22 protein-coding genes are annotated in these 22,784 nt (G+C 59.8%); 9 read left to right on the top strand and 13 right to left on the bottom strand.

Annotated elements, in window-relative coordinates:
• The coding region (locus tag CGA21_RS22960; RefSeq protein WP_188263828.1) for an IS3 family transposase at positions 1–93 on the top strand (93 nt) is incomplete at its 5' end.
• 114 nt (positions 94–207) lie between these two features.
• On the opposite strand, the gene tauD is transcribed toward CGA21_RS22960, so the two are convergent.
• The 7 genes from tauD to CGA21_RS22925 form a co-directional block, all read right to left on the bottom strand.
• Positions 208–1,050, bottom strand: coding sequence for a taurine dioxygenase (gene tauD / locus CGA21_RS22955; protein ID WP_188265104.1), 843 nt, complete (start codon positions 1,048–1,050; stop codon positions 208–210).
• A gap of 44 nt (positions 1,051–1,094) precedes the next feature.
• Positions 1,095–1,928: a taurine ABC transporter permease TauC gene (tauC, locus tag CGA21_RS22950; RefSeq protein ID WP_110751867.1), complete on the bottom strand. Its 834-nt coding sequence runs from the start codon at positions 1,926–1,928 to the stop codon at positions 1,095–1,097.
• Positions 1,925–2,719 carry a taurine ABC transporter ATP-binding subunit gene (tauB, locus tag CGA21_RS22945; protein ID WP_110751869.1) on the bottom strand — a complete coding sequence of 265 codons (795 nt, stop codon included), beginning with the start codon at positions 2,717–2,719 and terminating at the stop codon, positions 1,925–1,927. Before tauB ends, tauC begins: the two co-directional genes overlap by 4 nt.
• 16 nt (positions 2,720–2,735) lie before the next feature.
• A complete protein-coding gene (gene tauA, locus CGA21_RS22940; RefSeq protein WP_110751871.1) occupies positions 2,736–3,713 on the bottom strand; it encodes a taurine ABC transporter substrate-binding protein in 978 nt (325 codons plus the stop codon).
• Positions 3,714–3,950: 237 nt separating this feature from the next.
• Entirely contained in the window at positions 3,951–5,534 is a 1,584-nt protein-coding gene (gshA, locus tag CGA21_RS22935) for a glutamate--cysteine ligase (protein WP_188265103.1), read from the bottom strand.
• A gap of 274 nt (positions 5,535–5,808) precedes the next feature.
• The gene (locus tag CGA21_RS22930) at positions 5,809–6,192 is read right to left on the bottom strand and encodes a PaaI family thioesterase (RefSeq protein ID WP_020795796.1); all 384 of its coding nucleotides are present in this window, start codon (positions 6,190–6,192) and stop codon (positions 5,809–5,811) included.
• Positions 6,192–8,516 carry a Tex family protein gene (locus tag CGA21_RS22925; protein WP_188265102.1) on the bottom strand — a complete coding sequence of 775 codons (2,325 nt, stop codon included), beginning with the start codon at positions 8,514–8,516 and terminating at the stop codon, positions 6,192–6,194. Before CGA21_RS22925 ends, CGA21_RS22930 begins: the two co-directional genes overlap by 1 nt.
• 360 nt (positions 8,517–8,876) lie before the next feature.
• Here CGA21_RS22925 and ompR point away from each other — a divergent pair, with 360 nt between their 5' ends.
• Positions 8,877–9,617 (top strand): two-component system response regulator OmpR, encoded by a 741-nt coding sequence (ompR, locus tag CGA21_RS22920; protein WP_020795794.1) that lies wholly within the window; start codon positions 8,877–8,879, stop codon positions 9,615–9,617.
• Between the two features lie 128 nt (positions 9,618–9,745).
• Positions 9,746–11,059 carry an ATP-binding protein gene (locus tag CGA21_RS22915; RefSeq protein ID WP_110751877.1) on the top strand — a complete coding sequence of 438 codons (1,314 nt, stop codon included), beginning with the start codon at positions 9,746–9,748 and terminating at the stop codon, positions 11,057–11,059.
• Between the two features lie 115 nt (positions 11,060–11,174).
• On the opposite strand, the gene rimK is transcribed toward CGA21_RS22915, so the two are convergent.
• Positions 11,175–12,080, bottom strand: coding sequence for a 30S ribosomal protein S6--L-glutamate ligase (rimK, locus tag CGA21_RS22910; RefSeq protein ID WP_020795792.1), 906 nt, complete (start codon positions 12,078–12,080; stop codon positions 11,175–11,177).
• The gene (locus tag CGA21_RS22905) at positions 12,077–12,538 is read right to left on the bottom strand and encodes an ATP-dependent zinc protease (RefSeq protein WP_173667190.1); all 462 of its coding nucleotides are present in this window, start codon (positions 12,536–12,538) and stop codon (positions 12,077–12,079) included. Before CGA21_RS22905 ends, rimK begins: the two co-directional genes overlap by 4 nt.
• Before the next feature lie 234 nt (positions 12,539–12,772).
• On the opposite strand from CGA21_RS22905, the gene CGA21_RS22900 reads away from it, so the two are divergent.
• From CGA21_RS22900 to CGA21_RS22890, 3 genes are all read left to right on the top strand, one after another.
• Positions 12,773–13,177, top strand: a complete 405-nt coding sequence (locus CGA21_RS22900) for an RNA-binding S4 domain-containing protein (protein WP_046815335.1) — start codon at positions 12,773–12,775, stop codon at positions 13,175–13,177.
• A 214-nt stretch (positions 13,178–13,391) separates the two neighbouring features.
• On the top strand, positions 13,392–14,294 hold the full coding sequence (hslO, locus tag CGA21_RS22895) for an Hsp33 family molecular chaperone HslO (protein WP_110751879.1): 903 nt from the start codon (positions 13,392–13,394) through the stop codon (positions 14,292–14,294).
• Between the two features lie 179 nt (positions 14,295–14,473).
• Positions 14,474–16,015 (top strand): phosphoenolpyruvate carboxykinase, encoded by a 1,542-nt coding sequence (locus CGA21_RS22890; protein WP_110751881.1) that lies wholly within the window; start codon positions 14,474–14,476, stop codon positions 16,013–16,015.
• Between the two features lie 60 nt (positions 16,016–16,075).
• On the opposite strand, the gene CGA21_RS22885 is transcribed toward CGA21_RS22890, so the two are convergent.
• The 3 genes from CGA21_RS22885 to CGA21_RS22875 all read right to left on the bottom strand — a co-directional run bounded on the left by CGA21_RS22885 (position 16,076) and on the right by CGA21_RS22875 (position 17,718).
• Positions 16,076–16,930, bottom strand: coding sequence for a DMT family transporter (locus CGA21_RS22885; protein WP_188265105.1), 855 nt, complete (start codon positions 16,928–16,930; stop codon positions 16,076–16,078).
• A gap of 43 nt (positions 16,931–16,973) precedes the next feature.
• On the bottom strand, positions 16,974–17,327 hold the full coding sequence (locus tag CGA21_RS22880) for a DUF1493 family protein (protein ID WP_188265101.1): 354 nt from the start codon (positions 17,325–17,327) through the stop codon (positions 16,974–16,976).
• A gap of 97 nt (positions 17,328–17,424) precedes the next feature.
• A complete protein-coding gene (locus tag CGA21_RS22875; protein ID WP_110751885.1) occupies positions 17,425–17,718 on the bottom strand; it encodes a hypothetical protein in 294 nt (97 codons plus the stop codon).
• Positions 17,719–18,101: 383 nt separating this feature from the next.
• Between CGA21_RS22875 and CGA21_RS22870 the strand changes: the two genes are divergently transcribed.
• From CGA21_RS22870 to CGA21_RS22860, 3 genes are all read left to right on the top strand, one after another.
• Positions 18,102–20,030 carry an ATP-dependent DNA helicase RecQ gene (locus CGA21_RS22870; protein ID WP_188265100.1) on the top strand — a complete coding sequence of 643 codons (1,929 nt, stop codon included), beginning with the start codon at positions 18,102–18,104 and terminating at the stop codon, positions 20,028–20,030.
• Between the two features lie 122 nt (positions 20,031–20,152).
• Entirely contained in the window at positions 20,153–21,379 is a 1,227-nt protein-coding gene (locus CGA21_RS22865) for a 3-hydroxyacyl-CoA dehydrogenase (protein ID WP_188265099.1), read from the top strand.
• A gap of 172 nt (positions 21,380–21,551) precedes the next feature.
• Complete coding sequence (locus CGA21_RS22860) at positions 21,552–21,971, top strand: acyl-CoA thioesterase (RefSeq protein WP_188265098.1); 420 nt, start codon at positions 21,552–21,554, stop codon at positions 21,969–21,971.
• Between the two features lie 64 nt (positions 21,972–22,035).
• Here CGA21_RS22860 and CGA21_RS22855 read toward each other — a convergent pair whose 3' ends face one another.
• The gene (locus CGA21_RS22855) at positions 22,036–22,527 is read right to left on the bottom strand and encodes a glycine zipper domain-containing protein (RefSeq protein ID WP_110751893.1); all 492 of its coding nucleotides are present in this window, start codon (positions 22,525–22,527) and stop codon (positions 22,036–22,038) included.
• Positions 22,528–22,784: the final 257 nt, after the last annotated feature.

Raw genomic sequence — 22,784 nt, 5'->3', positions numbered from 1 at the left:
GACTACATCCACTATTACAATCACCAACGCATCAAACTGAAGCTAAACGGACTGAGCCCTGTTGAATACAGGGCTCGATCTGTTCAGGTATAGATTTACGATCGTCCAACATTTCGGGGTCAGTCCAAAAGTCTGTGGACACTGTTGAACCTGTGGGAGCGGGCTTGCCCGCGATGGGGCCATCAGAGTCAGTACAAAACTGGCGGATCAGCGAAAGAAAGGCACATCCCCCAGCACCGTCGCCCGCTGCATCACCCGGCGCGCTGGGCGGTAATCATCCACCGCGTAATGCTGAGTCACGCGGTTGTCCCAGAACGCGATGTCGTCTTTCTGCCAGCGCCAGCGAATGGTGAATTCCGGGCGGGTGGTATGAGCGAACAGGAACTTCAAAATCGCCTCGCTTTCGGTTTCCGACAACTCGTTGATCTTCGAGGTGAAGCCCTCGTTGACGAACAATGAACGGCGCCCGCTCACCGGATGCGTGCGGATCACCGGGTGAGACAGTGGCGGATTCTTGCGCCGAGTCTCTTCCCACTGGGCCAGCGCTTCAGGCGTGTTGCCATAGCGCTCCAGCGGAAACGAACGGGTGAAGTCGTGGGTGGCGGTCAGCCCTTCGAGCAGGTTTTTCATGGGCGCCGACAAGGCTTCATACGCCGCGATGCCGCTGGCCCACAGGGTATCGCCGCCAAACTCCGGCAGCAGTTTGGCGCTGAGGACGGCGCCCATGGCCGGGGTCGGAAGGAAGGTCACGTCGGTGTGCCAGATCGCGTTGTCACGCACGTCGGTGACGGCGGTGTCGAGGATCAGCACCTCCGGTTGTTCCGGCACATTCGGGTAGATCGGATGGATGTGCAGGTCACCGAAATTGGCGGCGAATCGTGCCTGCTGCTGCGGGGTGATCGGTTGGTCACGGAAGAACAGCACCTGGTGCTTGAGCAGCGCGTGCTCAATGGCGTCGCGTTGTTCCAGGTTCAGCGGCTGGCTGACGTCGACGCCGCTGATCTGTGCGCCGAGGGCCGAGCTTAGAGGGACGATGGTCAAGTTGCTCATGGTGGTTCTCTTCAATCCGGGGTATCGAACAAAAACTGGAGGCATTAGTGAGCCTGGCCGTGCCATGGCACCAGCTTGCGTTGCAGGGCACGCAGGCCCATCTCCATCGCGAAGGCAATCAGCGCGATCACCAGGATCCCCAGCACCACCACATCGGTGACCAGGAACTGCGCAGCGGACTGCACCATGAAACCCAGGCCGCTGGTGGCGGCAATCAGTTCGGCGGCCACCAGCGTCGACCAACCCACGCCCAAGCCAATGCGCACCCCAGTCAAAATGTCCGGCAAGGCGCTCGGCAGGATCACATGGCGGATCAATTGTGCGCGGGTCGCGCCCAGTGACTGCGCGGCGCGCAATTTGGCCGGGTCGACGGTGCGTACGCCAGTGGCGGTAGCGATGGCAATCGGGGCGAAAATGGCCAGGTAGATCAGCAGCACTTTCGACAATTCGCCGATACCGCACCAGATCACGATCAGCGGCAGGTAAGCCAGCGGTGGAATAGGGCGGTAAAACTCGATCACCGGATCGAGAATCCCGCGTGCAATGCGGTTATGTCCGATAGCGATACCGACTGGCACGGCCGTCAGCACCGCAAAGCCAAGGCCCAGGCCGATGCGGCTCAGGCTCGCGCCCAAATGCTGCCACAACGTCGAATCCATGTAGCCGCTGGTGACCAGCAGCCAGCCTTTTTGCAGCACGGCGGACGGTGGCGGCAGGAACAGCGGCTCGATCATTCCTGTGGCGGTGACAGCCCACCAAATGAATATCAGCGCGATCAATGTCAACACACTGATCCAGCGAGTACTCAAGCTACGGCGCAGCGCAATGGCCGTAGTACCCGGTTTAACCGACGCGGCGGGAATTTCGTAACTGCTCATGCGCGCTCCTGCCGCTGGGCGGCGCTGCGTTGGGAGAACACTTTGGCAAGCACGTGTTCGCGGGTCTCGATAAAGCGCGGATCGGACTTGATCGACCGTGCCGATTCTCCCGCGGCGTAACGTTGACCGAAATCCAGATGCAGACGCTCGACGATCTGCCCAGGATTGGGTGCCAGCAGAATCAGATCCGTGGCGAGAAACACGGCTTCTTCGATGTCGTGGGTAATCAGGAAGACCGGTTTGGCGGTGCGCCGCCAGACTTGCAGCAGCAGCTCTTGCATCTGTTCGCGGGTGAAGGCGTCCAAGGCCCCGAAGGGTTCGTCCATCAGCAATACTCGCGGATCGGCAGCGAGCGCGCGGGCCAGGCCGACACGCTGTTTCTGGCCGCCGGAGAGTTGCCAGATCCGGCGGTTTTCAAAACCGGCAAGGTCCACCAGCGCCAGCATTTCCCTTGCGCGGATTTCGCGTTTACCCCGAGCAATGCCAGCCAGTTCCAGGCCGAAGCCTACATTGGCCAGCACGTCCTGCCAGGGCAGCAGGGCGTCATCCTGGAATACCACACCGCGCTCGGCACTCGGGCCTTTGACCGGTACGCCGTCGAGGGTAATGCGCCCGGCACTGGGCTCGACGAAACCGGCAATCAGGTTCAACAGCGAGGTCTTGCCACTGCCGGAGGGGCCGAGGGCAACCAGCAACTGCTGGGGCCCCAGCGTCAGGGAAATATCCGCCAGCACAGGTGTGGGGCTGCCGGGGTACTGTGCGCTGATGCGCTCCAGCTGTAGCAAAGCCATCGCCATTAACTCCCTATCAATCCGTGATGAACTTGGCGCTGACGTACGGCGCGTAGTCCGGCAATACAGCATCAACCTTGCCTTGTTCCTTGAGGAACACAGCGGTGTCGGTGATCGCCTTGGTGGTCGGTGCGCCGAGGGTGACCACTTGATCAGCCGCCAGCGGGTAGACGTTGCCTTGCAGCAGCAGTGGAATGTCGCTGGCCTTCGCCCCAGACAGTTTTACCAGCTTGTCGACGTTGCCTTGATTGGCGAGCCAGGCTTGTGGGTCTTTGCGGTAATCGGCGTAGGCATCCAGGGTCACTTTGGCAAACGCGGTGACGATTTGCGGGTGCTTCTCGGCGAAGTCCTTGCGCACGATCCAGGCGTCAAAGGTGGGCGCCCCGAACTTGGCCAGTTCGCCGGAGGTGATCAGGACTTTGCCGTTTTCCTTGGCCACACCCAGGGCCGGGTCCCACACATAGGTGGCGTCGATATCACCGCGTTTCCAGGCGGCAATGATCGCTGGTGGGGCCAGGTTCAGGACAGTGACTTTCGATGGATCGATGTTCCAGTGCTTCAGCGCAGCCAGCAGGCTGTAGTGGCCTGTGGAGACGAAGGGTACGGCGATCTTCTTGCCGATGAGGTCTTGGGGGGTCTTGATCCCTGAACCGTCGCGGGCCACCAGCGCTTCGGCGGCGCCGATCTGGGTAGCGATCAGGAAGGTTTCAACCGGTACTTTGCGGGTGATCGCTGCTGTCAGCGGGCTGGAACCGAGGTAGCCGATCTGCACGTCGCCGGAAGCAATGGCGGCGATGATGTCGGCACCATTATCAAATTTGCGCCAGTTGATGTCGGCCTTGGTGGCTTTTTCGTACGCGCCGTCGGCCTGTGCGACTTTTGCCGGGTCTACGGTGGTTTGGTAGGCGACAGTCACGTCGGCTGCCTGGGCCAGAAAGCTCGCCGCCGCCAGAGAGGCGGCCGCCAGGAGGCGAAGGGGAAAATTCAGTTTCATCGGGAAGCTCCATTCAGGCGACCGAGAGTCGGCGTGAAAGGAGACTAAATGATATAAGAATTCGAAAATAAATAACTTTTTCGAATTAGCTTATGAGCGGAAAATTCTAAGCCGGAGCGTAGCTGGTCGTTCCCACGCGCAGCGAAAGATCGCCTCCACGGACGCTCCGCGTTCGGCTTTGGGACGCAGAGCGTCCCGGGCTGCATTCCCACGCAGAGCGTGGGAACGATCAGTGCGCTAGTTGCTGATTGCCAGAATGCTCGCCTGGTACGCACCAACGAACACATCGAAATCACCCACTTCGTTCTGCTCAAGCTCGGCTTGCTGGGCCAGCGATGAACGCGCCAGCTCTTCAAACCTGGCCTGTTGCTCTGCCGGCAACGGCTCGCTGCGGAAAAACTCGGCGTGTGCCCGGCTCTGACGGAGGGAGAATTGAGCAAAGCTTTCCTTGTGCTCGGCCATTGCCGCCAGCACCTGGGCCGATGGCGTCAGGGAAGGGTTCTGGACCTTGGCCATTTGCGCGTCCAGCGCTTTGCTATGGGCGTCGCCGCCATGGCTCTGGTCAAGCAGTGCGGCCAGTGGGGCAATCTGCTCCAGCAATTGGCCAGCCCACTCTTTCAGATCGACCGGTTGCCCGTCGCGCTGCAATTGCAGGCCTGGGCGACGACCTTCCTTGACCACACTGAGGAAGTTGGAGGTCGCATTCGAGCAACTGGTGTTGGTCAACAACGGGCTGTCGTTCAGCGCGCAGTACAGCAGGAAGGCGTCGAGGAAGCGCGATTCGATGAGATCGATGCCCATTGGCAGGAACGGGTTGATGTCCAGGCAGCGCACTTCGACGTACTGGATGCCGCGGGCCACCAGCGCCTGGATCGGCCGCTCGCCGGTATAGGTCACGCGTTTCGGGCGGATGTTGGAGTAGTACTCGTTTTCGATCTGCAGGATGTTGGTATTGAGCTGGACCCACTCACCGTCCTGGTGGGTACCGACTTCGACATACGGCGCATAGGGTGTCGCCACCGCTTTGCGCAGGCTATCGGTATAGCTGTTCAGATCGTTGTAGCACGGTGTCAGGCCCGCTTGGGCGTTGCTCTGGTAACCCAGGTCGCTCATGCGCAGGCTGGTCGCGTACGGCAAATAGAGGGTGTCCGGGTCCAGCTGTTCCAGCTGGTGCGAACGACCACGCAAGAAGCCAGCGTCCAGTGCTGGCGAAGCACCGAACAGGTACATCAGCAGCCAGCTGTAGCGCCGGAAGTTGCGGATCAGTGCGATATAGGACGACGACTGGAAATCGCGGTCGGTGCCGACAAAGCCTTCGGCCTGCTTGAGCAGCGGCCAGAGTTTTTCCGGCAGGGAAAAGTTGTAGTGAATGCCGGCAATGCACTGCATGGTCTTGCCGTAGCGCAGGGCGAGGCCTTTGCGGTAGACGTACTTGAGCTGCCCGATATTGGACGTGCCGTAGTAGGCAATCGGGATGTCTTCCTCGGCCGGCAACGGACACGGCATCGAGGGGCTCCACAGGTACTCGTTGCCGAGCTTGCTGTAGGCAAAACGGTGAATGCTGTCCAGGCTCGCCAGCGTATCCGCCGGGTCGGGCAGGGCTGGGGTGATGAACTCCAGCAGCGACTCGGAATAGTCGGTGGTGATCTGTTCGTTGGTCAGCGCGGAACCCAATTCTTCCGGGTGCGGCGTTTGCGCCAGGCGACCTTCATCGGTCACGCGCAGGCATTCACGTTCGATGCCGTGAAGGCACTGTTCGAGCAGAGAGAGGTTAGCGCGCTCGCCGAGCAGGGCCAGGCGGCGGTTGAGAAGTTCGCTCAAGTTGGATTCCTTCACGCGTCAGTCGCCCCAATATGGGGGTGGGCAAGACGGTCTACAAGGGTGAAGTTGAAACTGGCGTTTTCGCCTGGTTTTTGTCGCCGTGCACGTTCTGATCGTCGCAATCCCCTGTGGGAGCGAGCCTGCTCGCGAAGAGGGAGTGGCAATCGACATTGAAGTCGCCTGATACACCACCTTCGCGAGCAGGCTCGCTCCCACAGGAAACTCCGGCGCTGCGGTCACAGCGCTGAAATTAACTCAAATCGATGACATCTAGCTACAGGACAGCGAACGTGCCTTGTGCTTTTGCGACCAGTTTGTCGCCTTGCATCACGTCGGCTTCGACCACCAGCGTGCGGCGGCCCGGGTGGATAACCCGCGCCGTGCACATCACCTCGCCGTCGGCGACGGCGCGGATGTAGTTGATCTTGCACTCGATGGTTGCGCTCTGCTGGTCAAAGCCGTGGGTGCTGGAACAGGCCAGCCCCATGGCAATGTCCACCAGGCTGAACAGGGCCCCACCGTGCAGCTTGTTGGCGCGATTGCGCAGTTGTGGCTCAAGCGCCAGGGCGACTTGCGCCACCCCGGTTTCCAAGCTGTGCAAACGGCAACCCAACAGCTTGAAAAATGCGCTTTCGGTGTACCCGGCAGGGATATCCATCAGCGCTTCTTCAGCTGTTTGGCGTTGGCGAACAGTGACGCCATGGCGTTGTTGCTCGGCGCTGCAGTGGTGGTTTCCTTGCGCGGTGCCGCGTTCTGGGATTGGCGTGGCGCCGAGCCAGGACGTGCGCCTCGGGCACCGTCGACTTTCTCGCCCGGGGTGTCGCTCATGCGCATCGACAGGCCCACGCGCTTACGCGGGATGTCGACTTCCATGACCTTCACTTTCACCACGTCACCGGCCTTGACCGCTTCCCGTGGATCCTTGATGAACTTCTCCGAAAGCGCGGAGATGTGCACCAAACCATCCTGATGCACGCCGATATCGACGAATGCACCGAAGTTGGTGACGTTGGTTACGACGCCTTCGAGGATCATGCCCAATTCCAGATCCTTGAGGTCTTCGACGCCTTCCTGGAACTCGGCGGTCTTGAACTCGGGGCGCGGGTCGCGGCCGGGCTTTTCAAGTTCTTGCAGGATGTCGGTGACCGTTGGCAGACCGAAAGTTTCGTCGGTGAACTTCTTCGGGTCGAGGCGCTTGAGGAACGCGGCATCGCCGATCAGCGAACGGATGTCGCGGTCGGTCTCGGCGGCAATTCGCTGTACCAGCGGATAGGCTTCCGGGTGCACTGCCGACGAATCCAGTGGGTTTTCGCCGTTCATGACGCGCAGGAAACCTGCGGCCTGCTCGAAGGTTTTTTCGCCCAGGCGCGCGACTTTCTTCAGTGCAGCGCGAGTCTTGAACGCACCGTGTTCGTCGCGATGGCTGACGATATTCTGCGCCAGGGTCGCGTTGAGGCCGGAGATCCGCGCCAGCAGCGCTACGGAGGCAGTGTTGACGTCGACGCCCACGGCGTTCACGCAGTCTTCGACCACGGCGTCCAGGCCCCGCGCCAGTTTCAACTGCGACACGTCATGCTGGTATTGGCCGACTCCGATGGATTTCGGGTCGATCTTCACCAGCTCGGCCAGCGGATCCTGCAGGCGACGGGCAATCGACACTGCGCCACGGATCGACACATCCAGGTCCGGGAATTCCTTGGACGCCAGTTCCGATGCTGAGTAAACCGATGCGCCGGCTTCGGAGACCATGACCTTGGTCATCTTCATGGCTGGGTATTTTTTGATCAGTTCGGCGGCCAGCTTGTCGGTTTCACGACTGGCGGTGCCGTTGCCGATGGCGATCAGGTCCACCGAATGCTTGGCGCACAGGGCGGCGAGCACGGCGAGGGTCTGGTCCCACTTGTTGTGCGGCACGTGCGGGTAAACCGTGGCGTGATCGAGCAGCTTGCCGGTGGAATCGACCACCGCAACCTTGCACCCGGTGCGCAAGCCCGGGTCGAGGCCCAAGGTCGCGCGCGGCCCGGCCGGAGCCGACAGCAGCAAGTCGTGCAGGTTATGGGCGAACACGTTGATCGCCTCGGTTTCCGCGCCGTCGCGCAGTTCGCCCAGCAGGTCGGTTTCCAGGTGGGTATAGAGCTTGACCTTCCAGGTCCAGCGCACCACTTCACCCAGCCATTTATCGGCGGCGCGGTTCTGGTTCTGGATGCCGACGTGCTGGCCGATCATGCCCTCGCACGGGTGCATGGTGCCCGGCAGTTCATCGCCAACTTTCAGGGCGGAGCTGAGAATACCTTCGTTGCGGCCACGGAAAATCGCCAGCGCGCGGTGCGACGGCATGCTCTTGAGCGGTTCGTCGTGTTCGAAGTAATCGCGGAACTTGGCGCCTTCCTCTTCCTTGCCGGCAATGACGCGGGCACTGAGGGTGGCTTCCTGCTTCAGGTAACTGCGCAGCTTGTCCAGGAGGCCGGCGTCTTCGGCGAAGCGCTCCATGAGAATGTACTTGGCGCCTTCGAGGGCGGCCTTCACATCGGCCACGCCTTTTTCGGCGTCGATGAAGCGGGCGGCTTCGGTTTCCGGGCTCAGGGTCGGGTCGTTGAACAGGCCGTCGGCCAGTTCGCCGAGGCCGGCTTCCAGGGCGATCTGGCCCTTGGTGCGGCGCTTCTGCTTGTACGGCAGGTACAAGTCTTCGAGGCGGGTCTTGGTGTCTGCGAGCTTGATGTCGCGTTCAAGCGCAGGGGTCAGCTTGCCTTGCTCTGTAATGCTGGCAAGGATGCTGATGCGCCGTTCGTCGAGTTCTCGCAGGTAGCGCAGACGCTCTTCCAGATGACGCAATTGGGTGTCATCGAGGCTGCCGGTCACTTCTTTCCGGTAACGGGCGATGAAGGGAACGGTAGAACCTTCATCGAGTAGCGCGACGGCCGCTTCGACCTGTTGTGGGCGTACACCGAGTTCCTCGGCGATGCGGCTGTTGATGCTGTCCATAAAACCACCTGACAAATTGTGAAAGCAGGCCCGCAGGCGCAACGATGAGGCCTTGGCGAGTCTGGTTGAGCGGCCTGGCCTGCGCCGCTACCTGGATCAAAGGTATCCCGTTGACCCGTGAAATCGAACAATTACTGCCGGCGCCATGAAAATAAAAAGCGGCCAACCGGGGTAACGATCAGACGTTGCCTGACACAAAAGGCCGCGCATTATAACCAGCGTTCTGTCATTCGGGGGCATCGCAGGTTGTAGGCATAATCACCGGATTTCTGGCGATAAAGGAAAAATCTGCTAACAATGCACACGGTGCGTATAACGGCAGCTACGCCATAATGCGCGCCGAGATCAAAGGAGCATCCAATGAGCAGCACTGCAAACATTGCTGAAGGCGAAAAAATTCTTATTGTTGACGACGATCCAGGCCTCAGCAGCCTGCTTGAGCGTTTTTTTGTCAGCAAGGGCTATCGTGCCCGCGCCGTGCCGAACACCGAACAAATGGACCGCCTGCTGGCGCGTGAAGTGTTCAATCTGGTCGTCCTCGACTTGATGCTGCCTGGGGAGGACGGCCTGACCGCTTGCCGCCGCTTGCGTGGAGCGAACAATCAAATCCCGATCATCATGCTGACCGCCAAGGGCGATGAGCTGAGCCGGATCAAGGGCCTGGAACTGGGCGCCGACGATTACCTGGCCAAGCCGTTCAATCCGGACGAGCTGATGGCCCGCGTAAAAGCCGTCCTGCGTCGTCAGTCGGCTCCGGTGCCTGGCGCGCCAGGCAGTGAAGACGAAAGCGTGACCTTCGGTGACTACGAGCTGTCCCTGGCCACCCGCGAACTCAAGCGTGGTGAAGAAGTGCACATGCTCACTACCGGTGAGTTCGCAGTGCTCAAGGCGTTGGTGATGAACGCCCGCCAGCCATTGACCCGGGACAAGCTGATGAACCTGGCCCGTGGTCGTGAGTGGGATGCTCTGGAGCGCTCCATTGACGTGCAAATTTCCCGTCTGCGCCGGATGATCGAACCCGATCCGTCCAAGCCGCGTTATATCCAGACCGTCTGGGGTGTGGGTTACGTATTCGTTCCGGATGGCGCCGCCACGAAGTAATTGGCGAAGTGATCGTCGATTTGTAGGCGCGAGTTTGTGCGGGCAGAGGGCCTGATGGCCTTGCCCGCAGACTCTCGACCGGCAATGTGCGAGCATCGCTCACTCCTGCACGTGTTTAACGGTTGCCCATGAAAACCCCGGTTTGGTTTCCCCAGAGTTTCTTCTCCCGCACCCTTTGGCTGGTGCTGATCGTCGTCCTGTTTTCCAAGGCGCTGACCTTGGTTTATCTGCTGATGAACGAAGACGTGCTGGTTGACCGCCAATACAGCCATGGCGTCGCCTTGACGCTGCGCGCCTACTGGGCGGCCGATGAAAACAATCGCGAAAAGATTGCCGAGGCTGCAACCCTGATCCGGGTGGTCGGCGCCGGCGTGCCTGAGGGAGAACAACACTGGCCCTACAGCGAGATCTATCAGCGGCAGATGCAAGACGAACTGGGGGCCGATACCGAGGTGCGATTGCGCATGCACTCGCCTCCGGCGCTGTGGGTCCGGGCGCCCAGCCTGGGCGATGGCTGGCTGAAAGTGCCACTGTATCCGCACCCGTTGCGTGGCCAGAAAATCTGGAACGTGCTCGGCTGGTTCCTCGCCATCGGCCTGCTGTCCACGGCTTCGGCGTGGATCTTCGTCAGTCAGCTCAACCAACCCCTCAAGCGCCTGGTGTATGCCGCGCGGCAACTCGGCCAGGGGCGCAGCGTGCGCCTGCCGATCAGTGATACACCCAGTGAAATGACCGAGGTTTACCGCGCCTTCAACCAGATGGCCGAAGACGTCGAGCAGGCCGGTCGCGAGCGCGAACTGATGCTGGCCGGGGTCTCCCACGACCTGCGCACTCCGCTGACCCGGTTGCGCCTGTCGCTGGAACTGATGGGTGACCATAACGATCTTACAGACGCCATGGTGCGTGATATCGAGGACATGGACGCCATTCTCGATCAGTTCCTGGCGTTCATTCGCGATGGGCGTGATGAATCGGTGGAGGAGGTGGACCTGAGCGATCTCGTCCGTGAAGTCGCCGCGCCGTACAACCAGAACGAAGAAAAGGTGCGTTTGCGTCTTGAGCCGATTCAACCGTTCCCGTTGCGTCGGGTGTCGATGAAGCGGCTATTGAACAATCTGATTGGCAATGCGTTGAATCACGCGGGCAGTGGGGTTGAGGTGGCGGCGTATGTCTCGGGGGATACCAGTGCGCCTTATGTCGTCCTGAGCGTCATGGACCGTGGCGCCGGGATAGATCCATCGGAGCTGGAAGCGATTTTCAACCCGTTCACCCGGGGCGACCGCGCCCGGGGCGGCAAGGGCACGGGACTGGGCTTGGCAATTGTGAAGCGAATTGCTTCGATGCATGGCGGCAATGTTGAATTGCGCAACCGTTCCGGCGGCGGCCTGGAAGCGCGGGTGCGCTTGCCGTTGGGGCTGATGCTACCGCGGGATGCCGTCTAACCCGATCATTCCCACGCTCTGCGTGGGAATGCAGCCCTGGACGCTCTGCGTCCCTTTCAAAGCCGAACGCGTCCGTTGAGGCGTTCCCACGTAGCGCGTGGGAACTGTCGGTGTGTTAACCCTTGCCTTTGGTCCGGGTCATGTTCGGCCCGCCATTCTTCTCCAGATGCTCGATGATGATCCCCGCCACGTTCTTGCTGGTGGTGGTTTCGATCCCCTCCAGACCTGGCGACGAGTTCACCTCCATCACCAGTGGCCCGTGATTGGAGCGCAGGATATCCACCCCGGCCACGGCCAGGCCCATCACTTTCGCCGCGCGCAATGCCGTCATGCGTTCTTCCGGGGTGATCTTGATCAGGCTGGCGCTGCCACCGCGATGCAGGTTGGAACGAAATTCCCCGGGTTTGGCCTGGCGTTTCATGGCTGCAATGACTTTGTCACCCACCACGAAGCAGCGAATGTCGGCGCCCCCCGCCTCCTTGATGTACTCCTGAACCATGATGTTCTGCTTGAGGCCCATGAATGCCTCGATCACCGACTCCGCCGCCGTAGCGGTTTCGCACAGCACCACACCGATACCCTGGGTGCCTTCCAGCACCTTGATCACCAAGGGTGCACCGTTGACCATTTCGATCAGGTCGGGAATATCGTCCGGCGAGTGGGCAAAACCGGTGACCGGCAATCCGATGCCCCGACGTGACAGCAACTGCAGCGAGCGCAGCTTGTCCCGCGAGCGAGCAATGGCCACCGATTCGTTGAGTGGAAAAACCCCCATCATTTCGAACTGGCGCAACACCGCGCAGCCGTAAAACGTGACCGAAGCACCGATGCGCGGAATCACCGCGTCGAAGCCTTCCAGTGGCTTGCCGCGGTAGTGGATCTGCGGCTTGTGACTGGCAATGTTCATGTAGGCGCGCAGGGTATCGACCACCACCATTTCATGGCCACGTTCGGTACCGGCTTCGACCAGGCGGCGGGTGGAATACAGACGCGGGTTCCGCGACAGCACAGCGATCTTCATGCAACACCTGTGGAGGAGGTAGATACCGGGAACACCGGCTTGTCTTGTACATATTTGATGCCGGGATTGACTACCAACTGGCCATCAATCAGGGCTTTGGAACCGAGCAGCAGGCGATAGCGCATGGATTTGCGGCAGGCGAGCGTGAACTCGACCCGCCAAACCCGATCGCCGAGGGCCAGGGTGGTGCTGATCACGTATCGCACCTGCGCATGACCGTTGGAGCTTTTAATGGTTTTTCTCGTCACCAGTGGTGCTTCGCAGCGGCGGTGACGCAACTGCACCACCGTGCCCAGGTGCGCGGTGAAACGCACCCACTGCTCGCCGTCACGGTCGAAAGTCTCGATGTCGGTGGCATGCAGGCTGGAGGTGCTGGCACCGGTGTCGATTTTTGCCCGAAGGCCCGCGACTCCCAAATCCGGGAGCGCCACCCACTCGCGCAGACCGACAACGGTCAAATGGTCAAATGTCTTCAAAGTTGCTCAACCGGTAGAAACCGCTCTGGCCGCACGCGGCCGAATTCGCGGTATTCACGCAGAATAATGGTTAAAAGGCGACAGATATCTACGGCCCGGATTTCCAGCCTCACGGGGAGGTTCTGGAATGTCTGCATTGTAATCCGAGACGGCGTAATTCTTGGTACGAGAGAAACGGTAGTACAGTTCATCAATATTTCAGAACGAGGAAATCCCATGGCACAAAAAAACGACGAGGATGACAAAGTCCGGCTGGATAAATGGTTATGGGCGGCGCGTTTTTACAAAACCCGTGCCTTGGCCAAGGCGGCGATTGAAAGCGGCAAAGTGCACTGCCGGGGTGAACGCTGTAAACCGGGCAAGGAGCCGCGCATTGGCGATGAATTTGTGATTCGCACCGGTTTCGAGGAGCGCACGGTGGTGGTCCAGGCGCTGTCGATCGTGCGCCGTGGTGCACCTGAAGCACAGACGTTGTACGCCGAAACCGAAGCCAGCATTGCCAAGCGCGAGAATGCCGCGGCCGAGCGCAAGGCAGGCGCCCTGGGCGTGAGCACTGATGGCAAACCGAGCAAGAAACAGCGGCGGGATCTGTTCAAGTTTCGTGGCAGCAGCAACGAATGATTGACCCGGCCGCCGATCGCGCGAGTCGGGCCAAGGACTTGTAATTGCGCCGGTGCGTAGCCATATGAGGTAATTGGTCTGCCGAGCATGTGCCATTCGTCGTAAAGCGCGCACAGCCACCGGTCTTCAGGCCACAACCCGGCAGCCATACGCTATAGCCAAGGCGTAACCTCGTTCTGTAACCATTTTTGTCACCCATTCAGATACCAGACTTATGACCGACTTACCGGATAACGACTTCACCCAACGCTTCATCTTCGATGACAGCGACACCCGTGGCGAGATGGTTTCGCTGGAACTCAGCTACGCTGAAGTCCTGGCCAAACACGCCTATCCGGAGCCGGTTGCGCAACTGCTCGGCGAACTGATGGCGGCTGCGGCGTTGCTGGTCGGCACCTTGAAGTTCGATGGCCTGCTGATCCTTCAGGCCCGCTCCGAAGGCCCGATTCCATTGCTGATGATCGAGTGCTCCAGCGAGCGCGACATCCGTGGCCTGGCCCGCTACGAGGCTGACCGGATTGCCCCCGATGCCACCCTGGCCGACCTGATGCCGGATGGCTCGCTGACATTGACCATCGACCCGCGGCAGGGCCAGCGCTATCAGGGCGTCGTCGATCTGGATGGCGAAACCTTGTCCGACTGCTTCACCAACTACTTCGTCATGTCCCAGCAGATTGGCACCCGCATCAAGCTCTGTGCCGATGGTCGCCGCGCCCGTGGCCTGTTGCTGCAGCAGTTGCCCGCCGATCGCCTGAAAGACGAGGAAGAACGTGCTGCCAGCTGGCAACACCTCACCGCGCTGGCCACCACGCTGACAGCCGATGAATTGCTGGGCCTGGACAACGAAACCGTGCTCCATCGTCTCTATCACGAAGAGCAGGTTCGTCTGTTCGATGTGCAGAAACTGCGCTTCCGTTGCAGCTGCTCGCGCGAACGTTCAGCCAATGCGCTTGTCAGTCTGGGTATGGAAGACGCGCAAAACCTGGTGCTCGAACATGGCGGTAATATCGAGATCGATTGCCAGTTCTGCAACCAGCAGTACCTGTTCGATGCCGCCGATGTCGTTCAATTGTTCGCGGGTGCGGGTGTTGAGACGCCGTCAGATACCCGGCACTAAAACGGTTCAGCGCAGGTAAATTCACTGGAAAGTACCGCAATAGCGCCGTTACGACGGGAGGGCCCTACTTTTTTTGGGCTTTTCTGGCATAATCCGGCCCACTTTTTTCGCGGTAGTAGTGCACGACTTTCTACTACAAAACGTTTGGAGCACTCGGCCACTGGCCGACGGGGAACCTCATGACGCAAGCCAATAACGCCGTGTACACCGATCTGAGTGTTGATGATCTGGTCAAAGAAGCCCTCAACCGCGGTGAAGGCGAGCTTGCCGATACCGGCGCACTGGTTGTACGTACCGGTCACCGTACCGGCCGTTCGCCAGTCGATCGTTTCATCGTTGATGAGCCAACCACCACGGGCGCCATCGCCTGGGGCCCGATCAACCGCAAGTTCCCGGCTGACAAGTTCGATGCCTTGTGGAACCGCGTCGAGGCGTTCAACAACGCGCAAGAGCACTTTGTTTCCCACGTGCATGTAGGTGCCGCTTCCGAGCACTACCTGGCCGTGAAGATGACCACCCAGACTGCTTGGCAGAACCTGTTCGGCCGTTGCCTGTTCATCAACCCGGCACAGTACAACCCGGCTGGCCGTGAAGAATGGCAAGTGCTCAACGTTGCCAACTTCGAATGCGTTCCAGAGCGTGACGGCACCAACTCCGACGGTTGCGTGATCATCAACTTCGCGCAGAAGAAAGTGCTGATCGCTGGCATGCGTTATGCCGGTGAAATGAAGAAAGCCATGTTCTCGGTGCAGAACTTCCTGCTGCCGGCTGCCGACGTACTGCCAATGCACTGCGCCGCCAACATCGGCGAAGAAGGCGACGTGACCCTGTTCTTCGGTCTGTCGGGTACCGGCAAGACCACCCTGTCCGCCGACGAAAGCCGTTACCTGATCGGTGACGACGAGCACGGCTGGGGCGAGGGCGTGGTGTTCAACATCGAAGGCGGTTGCTATGCCAAGTGCATCGACCTGTCCGAGAAGAACGAACCGGTTATCTGGAAAGCCATCAAGCACGGCGCGGTCCTGGAAAACGTCGTTATCGACGACGCCAAGCACGCCGACTACGCCGATGTCAGCCTGACCCAGAACAGCCGTGCCGCCTACCCGCTGGAGCACGTAGCCAAGCGTTCCGAGAAGAACCTCGGTGGCGAGCCGAACGCTGTGATCTTCCTGACCTGCGACCTGACCGGCGTGCTGCCGCCCGTGTCGATCCTCAACGAAGAACAAGCGGCCTATCACTTCCTGTCTGGCTACACCGCGCTGGTGGGTTCGACTGAAATGGGTTCGGGCAGCGGCATCAAGTCGACCTTCTCCACCTGCTTCGGCGCACCGTTCTTCCCGCGTCCGGCTGGCGAATACGCAGAGCTGCTGATCAAGCGCATCCGTGGCTTCGGCTCCAAGGTCTACCTGGTCAACACCGGTTGGACCGGCGGTGGCTATGGCGTCGGCAAACGCTTCAACATCCCGACCACCCGCGCAGTGATCGCAGCGATCCAGAGCGGCGCGTTGATCGGTACCGAGACCGAGCACCTGGACACCATCAACCTCGACGTGCCAGTGGCCGTACCGGGCGTTGAGACTGGCCTGCTGAACCCACGTAACACCTGGGCCGATAAAGCCGCCTACGACGAAGCCGCCAAAGCACTGGCCGGCCTGTTCATCGAGAACTTCAAGAAGTTTGAAGTGAGCGACGCGATCAAGGCTGCCGGTCCTAAGCTGTAAGCGCTGGATTGAAGCCATGAAAAAGCCGCCCTTCGGGGCGGCTTTTTTGTGCGCGGCGTTTCAGGTTTTCAGATGCAGGACAAACGCCCCCACCAACACCAGCACAACCCCTGACACCTGCACCTTACCGAGACGCTCCTTGAAAAAAACATACCCCAGGATCGCCGCAATCCCGCCAGACAATGTACTGATCACCGTCACCACCGAAACCGAGCCTGCCACAGCGCCCCAGGCAAATGACGAAAAACCGCCGAGGTTCATCAGGCTGGCACCGGTCAATGTCAGGCAATTTTTAAGCGGCGGGAGTTTCAGGCCGTCATCGATTCTGAGCACGATGCTTACCAGCACGATCAGCCCGACAAGATACGCGAGCCAGAGCATCGTCACCGGTCCAAGTACTGGCAGGACAAAACGACCCTGCAGCCAGAAGCTGGTGCCGTAGAACACCGCCGCCAGCAGCGCATAGGCAATGGAACTGCTCGCCTGCGTGCTGTGTGGCACCTTCGGGTCGGAATGCATGCTGGAGAGGACCACGCCAATGACGCAGAGGGCGATGCACAGCAACTGCAGCAGGCTGATCTGCTCACCGCCAGCCCAGGACAACAACGTGGTCACTACGCCGTAGGAGGTCACCAGCGGGGCGACGATGGAAGCTTTTCCCAAGGCGAAGGCCTTGGACAAGGCCAACGCACCAGACACGGTCAGCACAGCGGCAGCGACGCCGATCAACCAGACATCAAGCGGTGCGGCCATGGACCGGAGAATGAATACGGGGAAGAGGATCAGCAGCAGGCTCATGATGGTAAAACCCAGCGCCTGACCGAAATACACGGCACGTTTGACGCCAACCGCTCGGGCGTTCAAGCCCACCAGAAAATCCGTACCGCCCCACAGCAAGGCGGCTAGCAAGCCCATCAATACGTCCACGCAATTTCCTTATTGTTATGCGCCGCGGACGCTACAGGCCTTCCAGCTCCCGGGTGTCCCAGCATTGAGCCTTGATCGCTCGGTAGAGCATGCCGATGGTCAATGGTTCCTTCTTGCCGCGACCCTTGGCTTTACGCTTGAGAAAGACATCGTAGCCTTCTGGGTGAAAGTAGCGATAGCTGTCGTAGTCGACGAAATCGATGGCGAAGTGCTCTTCAAGGGTTTCGATCAAGTGTTGTGCATCGGCACCGTTGCAGCCGAGGTCGAAGTTGATCGAGGTGGTGAGGCTGATCGTTTTTCGTTCGGGGAGGCCGAGTTCTTCGTGCAGTAGCTGGATGAGTAGGTGAAGGGCGGGGTCGTCGGGGAGGTTGGGGGCGAGGTTCATTGCGGGGTGTCCGGGTGGGCTTGAACAGATCTTATGGGTCGTTGGACTGGAGTGGAAGGATTGAAACCGACGCTCATCCCGCAGAACCCCGTTCACTTCAGGAAACGGTGGTTTTGAGCAGGCGTTGCCGGGCGATGTCGAGCAGGTCGTTGCCATCCTGGGTCAACAGATACAACGCATTGACGATGTTGGGAATGTCGCTGGCGTCGGCTTGTTTGAAGCACAGGCAATACAAAGTTTCCAGCAGGTCGCTGGCGGCACGGATGCGTTGGCGGGCGGCGTCGAGGATTTCCAGGGGGTCGGCCTCGGTGTCGATCACCAGCACTGGGGTTTCACTGTTACTGGACTTGAGCAGGTGATAGCGGTCAGCCAGTGGATCTGTGGTGTTCATCAAAGTGGGTCCTGTGCGAAATCGGCAAGCGTGCCCGGCAGGCCGAGACACGTTTTCAGCCGCGCCGAAAACTATAGGAGGGTGCGTGGCCATGCGACAAGACGGCGTTGATGGACGGATTTTGTAGGGTATTTACCGTTTTTTGAGGATGGGACTACGTTGGCGCTGGTTTTTGTACGCGAAACGATTAGAGGTAAAAATGCCTACGGGAGTGTCGGGCGTTGTTTGGTGAGTCTTGGTAGGGAGGGCAACAGACGCTGTAGGATTTTTCGACATCAACACGCTGTATCATCCCGTATCGTTTTTGCCCCCGACCTTTTCTCGACTCGCTGCGATCGCCGGCTAGGCTTTGCTCATCGCAGCAGTCAACGGAGTGACAGCTTATGCACAACACCCTGGAACAGGTTTTCGGTTATCCACAGTTTCGGCCCGGCCAGGAGGCAGCGGTCAGCGCGGTATTGGCGGGGCGCTCGGCGGCGGCGATTTTCCCCACCGGTTCCGGCAAGTCCCTTTGCTATCAGTTGTCGGCGGTGCTGTTGCCGCACCTGACGCTGGTGGTCTCGCCATTGCTGGCGTTGATGCAGGATCAGTTGGCGTTCCTGCAACGCCACGGCATTGCCGCGGGCAGTATCGATTCGGCCCAGAGTCGCGACGACGCCAGCGATGTCATGGCCCGTGCCAAGTCCGGCGAACTGAAAATCCTGATGGTCTCCGTGGAGCGCTTGAAGAACGAGCGTTTTCGTAATTTCCTGCAGCAGGTGCCGATCTCGCTGCTGGTGGTGGACGAGGCGCATTGCATCTCGGAATGGGGGCATAACTTTCGCCCGGACTACCTCAAGCTTCCGGACTATCAGCGCCAGTTCAACATCCCCCAGGTGTTGTTGCTGACCGCCACGGCGACCCCGAAAGTGATTGCCGACATGCAGGCGAAATTCGCCATCAAACCTGCGGACGTAGTCACCACTGGCTTTTATCGGCCGAACCTCAATCTGTGGGTGGAGCCTGTTCGCAGCCAGGATAAGCGCAGGCGCCTTGTGGAATGGATGAGCCAGCGACCCGGCCAACCGAGCATTGTCTACGTCACCCAACAGAAAACCGCCGAGCACATTGCTGAACACCTGCTGCGCAATGGCATTCAAGCTGAGGCCTATCACGCCGGTTTGCCCCATGAGCAGCGCGAAGGCATCCAGAAGCGCTTCATGGGCGGGCAGTCCAATTGCATCGTCGCCACCATCGCCTTCGGCATGGGCATCGACAAGAGCGACATCCGTAACGTGGTGCATTTCGACCTGCCCAAGTCCATCGAAAACTACAGCCAGGAAATCGGCCGTGCCGGGCGTGACGGGCAGCCATCTGACTGCCTGGTGCTGGCCAATCGCGACAGCCTCAACGTGCTGGAAAACTTCGTCTATGGCGACACGCCCGAACGGGACGGTATCCGCCATGTGCTCGACGAGATGCAGGTCGCCGCGCCCGAGGGGCAGTGGGAGTTTCTCCTGGGGCCTCTGGGGGACCAAAGCAACATTCGCCAGCTACCGCTCAAGACCTTGCTGGTTCAACTGGAGCTTCGTGGCTTGATCGCCCCGCGTTATGCCTACTACGCCGAATACCGCTTCAAATATCTGCAGGAGCCTGAGGCATTGCTGGCTCGCTTCGAGGGCGAGCGCAGGGATTTCGTCGCGGCGATCATCCAGACGTCCACCCGTGCACGTACCTGGGCCACGGTAAATTTCGATGCGTTGTATGAACAGCACCGGGCCGAGCGCAGTCGGGTGGTGAAGGCCCTGGATTATTTCCAGGAAAAGGGCTGGGTCGAGCTTGAAAGCAAGCAGATGACCGAGGTCTACAGCCTGTTGCAAACCGGTTTCGACAGTGCCGTGTTGAGTGAAGAGCTGCACGCCGGTTTCACTCGGCATGAACAGACCGAGATTGCGCGGATTCACGCCATGCTGGACCTGTTCGCCACCGATCGCTGTCTGGGCTATCGACTGGCCGAGTATTTCGGCGACGAAAATGCGCCCCGTCAGTGTGGGCACTGTTCGGTTTGCCACGGGCAGGTGGCGCGGCTGCCTGCACCGCCGGCGTTACCGGCACTTGTGGATAAAAACTTCGAGGCCCTGTGTGCTGATTTTATCCACAGGCATGAACAACACACAGGGGAGGCGCCGTCGGCCGAGCGCGTGACACGGTTCCTGTGTGGGATCAGCGTGCCGCTGTTTACCAAGCTCAAGGTGCGGACGATTTCGGGTTTTGCGGCGTTGGAGGATTATCCGTATGCCGAGGTTCGTGAGTGGGCGCAGGCACACCTCTAACTCGGTGTCTGGCGGAGCGCATCCATCCGCTGAATGTCGCTCATCACAGGAATAAATTTCAAAAAGGCGCGGCGGCTGACTATGGTGAGGGCTGTCTTCGGATCGCCAACAAGAGAATAATCATGAGCCAGACACCGTTCAATATTCAGCGCGCAGCCGTCATCGGCGCGGGCACCATGGGCCGCGGCATTGTCATGTGCCTGGCCAACGCCGGGGTAGCGGTACAATGGGTCGATAACAATCCGCAGATGCTTGAACAGGCACTGGTTACTGTGGCGGACACCTATGCCCATAGTGTTCGACAGGAACGCATCGATCAGGTCGAGGCCGATGCCCGCATCGCGCGGGTCACGGCGGTCGCTGATTATGCGGCTATCCGTGACGTCGACCTGGTGATCGAAGCCGTCTACGAAAATCTCGAACTCAAGCAATCCATCTTCCGTGAGCTTGATGGCTTGCTCAAACCTCAAGCCATTCTGGCGAGTAACACGTCGGCACTGGACATCGACGCCATCGCCGCGGTGACAGGCCGACCACAACAGGTCCTGGGCCTGCACTTCTTCAGCCCGGCCCACATCATGAAGCTGCTGGAAATCGTCCGTGGTGCCCAGACTGCACCGGCGGTCATCGATGCTGCGCTGGCGCTGGGCAAGCGCATGGGCAAGGTCAGCGTGGTGTCGTGCAATTGCGACGGCTTTATTGGCAATCGCATGCTCAACACCTACGTGCTGGAAGCCCGCAAAATGCTGCTGGAGGGCGCTTATCCCTATCAGGTCGATGCGGCGCTGCAAGGCTTTGGTTTCGCCATGGGGCCATTCCGTATGTTCGATGTGGTTGGCGTCGATCTGCAATGGCGCGCCCGGCAACTGTCCGGTGTAGGGCAGGATGCACCCGAGGTGCAGGTGGATAACCGTCTGTGTGAGCAGGGCCGTTTCGGTCAGAAGAGCGGCGACGGCTACTACCACTACGAGCCGGGCAGTCGCCAGGCTGAGCACGATCCGATGGTCGATGCATTGGTGTTGGAAGTCAGCGAAGGGCTGGGTTTCCATCGCCGTGAAATCAGCCCGGAGGAAATTCTGGAACGCTGCTTGCTGGCATTGGTCAACGAGGGTGCGAAGATCCTTCAGGAGGGCATTGCCGGATCGGCCCACGACATCGATCTGGTGTACCTCAACGGATACGGATTCCCGGCGGACAAGGGTGGGCCAATGGCCTGGGCAGATCAGCAAGGGTTGGCGGATATTCATCAACGCCTGCTGGCGCTTGAGACCCGCCAGGGTGATCACTGGCGCCCGGCGCGGTTGATTGGTGAGTTGGCGGCGGCAGGTAGAGGGTTTGCGGACAAGTGATTGAAGTGGCGCCTGCGAGGGCGCCATCGCGAGCAGGCTCGCTCCCACAGTTGATCTTCAGTGAACCCAAATTTTATGTACGACTAAGATCCCTGTGGGAGCGAGCCTGCTCGCGAAGAAAGATACTGCGATTTCGCTTTAGACTGGCGAACACACTCAGGAATCCACACCAATGCCCCAACGCTGCGACTATCCACACTTCCAACCCATCACCACACGCTGGCACGACAACGATGCCTACGGTCACGTCAACAACGTTACCTACTACAGTTTTTTCGACACAGCGGTGAACACCTACCTGATCGAAGTCGGTGGCCTGGATATACACGATGGCGAGGTGGTGGGGTTCGTGGTGAGTTCAGCCTGCGACTACTTTGCTTCCATCGCCTTCCCGGACCGGATCGAGGTCGGCTTGCGGGTCGGCAAGTTGGGCAACAGCTCGGTGCAGTACGAGTTGGCAGTGTTCAAGCAAGGGGACGACGAGGCCTGCGCAGCCGGGCGCTTCGTGCATGTGTTTGTCGAACGGGCATCGAATCAGCCGGTGGCGATTCCGGCCGGGTTGCGCAATGCATTGGAGTGTCTGGTGGTTTAAACCAGGCAAAAAAAATCGCAGCCCTCGGGCTGCGATTTTTATCTGTCAGTGAACCCTTTCGGGATCAGTGACGATGGCGGTAGTACTTGTGATGCTTGCGATGGCCATAGGCGTGACCGCGACCTGGGTGGCCGTCACGGTAGTAACGACGATCATCATGGCCACGGTAGCGACGATCATCATCGTCGTCCTCATCGGCCTTGTTACCCATGTAGTTACCCAGCGCGCCACCGGCACCGCCGCCTGCTGCGGAGCCGATCAGGCTGCCGGTGGTGCCGCCCATGCTGCGACCGACCACGTTACCGCCTGCTGCGCCCAACGCACCGCCAATGGCGGCTTCGCCACGGCTGTGTTTGTCTGCGCCGACTGCGCTACCACCCGCGCCGCCCAGGGCCGCGCCAATGGTGGAACCTGTACTGCCGCCAAGCGATTGGCCGACGACTGAGCCCAAAACCCCGCCCAATGCGCCGCCCACACCTGCTTCGGTGGTGCCGCCAGCGGAGGCCATGCCACTGACCAGGCCAAGGGACAACAAGAGAATCGAGGAGAACTTCATGGAGGAACCTCAAGGGGATGACGACGCGATCCTGAGGCTGTGTAAGGGGTGTGACAATCGAAATCCGACGAGTAACACGACTTCAGCACATTTCTATAAGTTACTGTTTTTTGGGCGGAACTTAATGGTTTTTCGCCGGTCTTTTACTACTTCGGATAGGCCGTTTTCATGAGGAAACGGCCTTTTTTGTGGGCGTTTGGAAATTGTTTTGCCAGCGACACGGCTAAAAGATCGCAGCCTGCGGCAGCTCCTGCAGA

The sequence above is a fragment of the Pseudomonas sp. PSB11 genome (assembly GCF_014596605.1).
Classification (GTDB): domain Bacteria; phylum Pseudomonadota; class Gammaproteobacteria; order Pseudomonadales; family Pseudomonadaceae; genus Aquipseudomonas; species Aquipseudomonas umsongensis.
Note: the sequence above shows the minus strand (reverse complement) of the source record. Positions and strands in the feature narration are given on the sequence as shown.

Coding starts and splice junctions, on each gene's coding strand:
- tauD (WP_188265104.1), bottom strand. CDS start 1,050: ATGAGCAACTTGACCATCGTCCCTCTAAGCTCGGCCCTCGGCGCACAG.
- tauC (WP_110751867.1), bottom strand. CDS start 1,928: ATGAGCAGTTACGAAATTCCCGCCGCGTCGGTTAAACCGGGTACTACG.
- tauB (WP_110751869.1), bottom strand. CDS start 2,719: ATGGCTTTGCTACAGCTGGAGCGCATCAGCGCACAGTACCCCGGCAGC.
- tauA (WP_110751871.1), bottom strand. CDS start 3,713: ATGAAACTGAATTTTCCCCTTCGCCTCCTGGCGGCCGCCTCTCTGGCG.
- CGA21_RS22930 (WP_020795796.1), bottom strand. CDS start 6,192: ATGGATATCCCTGCCGGGTACACCGAAAGCGCATTTTTCAAGCTGTTG.
- CGA21_RS22925 (WP_188265102.1), bottom strand. CDS start 8,516: ATGGACAGCATCAACAGCCGCATCGCCGAGGAACTCGGTGTACGCCCA.
- ompR (WP_020795794.1), top strand. CDS start 8,877: ATGAGCAGCACTGCAAACATTGCTGAAGGCGAAAAAATTCTTATTGTT.
- CGA21_RS22915 (WP_110751877.1), top strand. CDS start 9,746: ATGAAAACCCCGGTTTGGTTTCCCCAGAGTTTCTTCTCCCGCACCCTT.
- rimK (WP_020795792.1), bottom strand. CDS start 12,080: ATGAAGATCGCTGTGCTGTCGCGGAACCCGCGTCTGTATTCCACCCGC.
- CGA21_RS22900 (WP_046815335.1), top strand. CDS start 12,773: ATGGCACAAAAAAACGACGAGGATGACAAAGTCCGGCTGGATAAATGG.
- hslO (WP_110751879.1), top strand. CDS start 13,392: ATGACCGACTTACCGGATAACGACTTCACCCAACGCTTCATCTTCGAT.
- CGA21_RS22890 (WP_110751881.1), top strand. CDS start 14,474: ATGACGCAAGCCAATAACGCCGTGTACACCGATCTGAGTGTTGATGAT.
- CGA21_RS22885 (WP_188265105.1), bottom strand. CDS start 16,930: ATGGGCTTGCTAGCCGCCTTGCTGTGGGGCGGTACGGATTTTCTGGTG.
- CGA21_RS22880 (WP_188265101.1), bottom strand. CDS start 17,327: ATGAACCTCGCCCCCAACCTCCCCGACGACCCCGCCCTTCACCTACTC.
- CGA21_RS22875 (WP_110751885.1), bottom strand. CDS start 17,718: ATGAACACCACAGATCCACTGGCTGACCGCTATCACCTGCTCAAGTCC.
- CGA21_RS22870 (WP_188265100.1), top strand. CDS start 18,102: ATGCACAACACCCTGGAACAGGTTTTCGGTTATCCACAGTTTCGGCCC.
- CGA21_RS22865 (WP_188265099.1), top strand. CDS start 20,153: ATGAGCCAGACACCGTTCAATATTCAGCGCGCAGCCGTCATCGGCGCG.
- CGA21_RS22860 (WP_188265098.1), top strand. CDS start 21,552: ATGCCCCAACGCTGCGACTATCCACACTTCCAACCCATCACCACACGC.
- CGA21_RS22855 (WP_110751893.1), bottom strand. CDS start 22,527: ATGAAGTTCTCCTCGATTCTCTTGTTGTCCCTTGGCCTGGTCAGTGGC.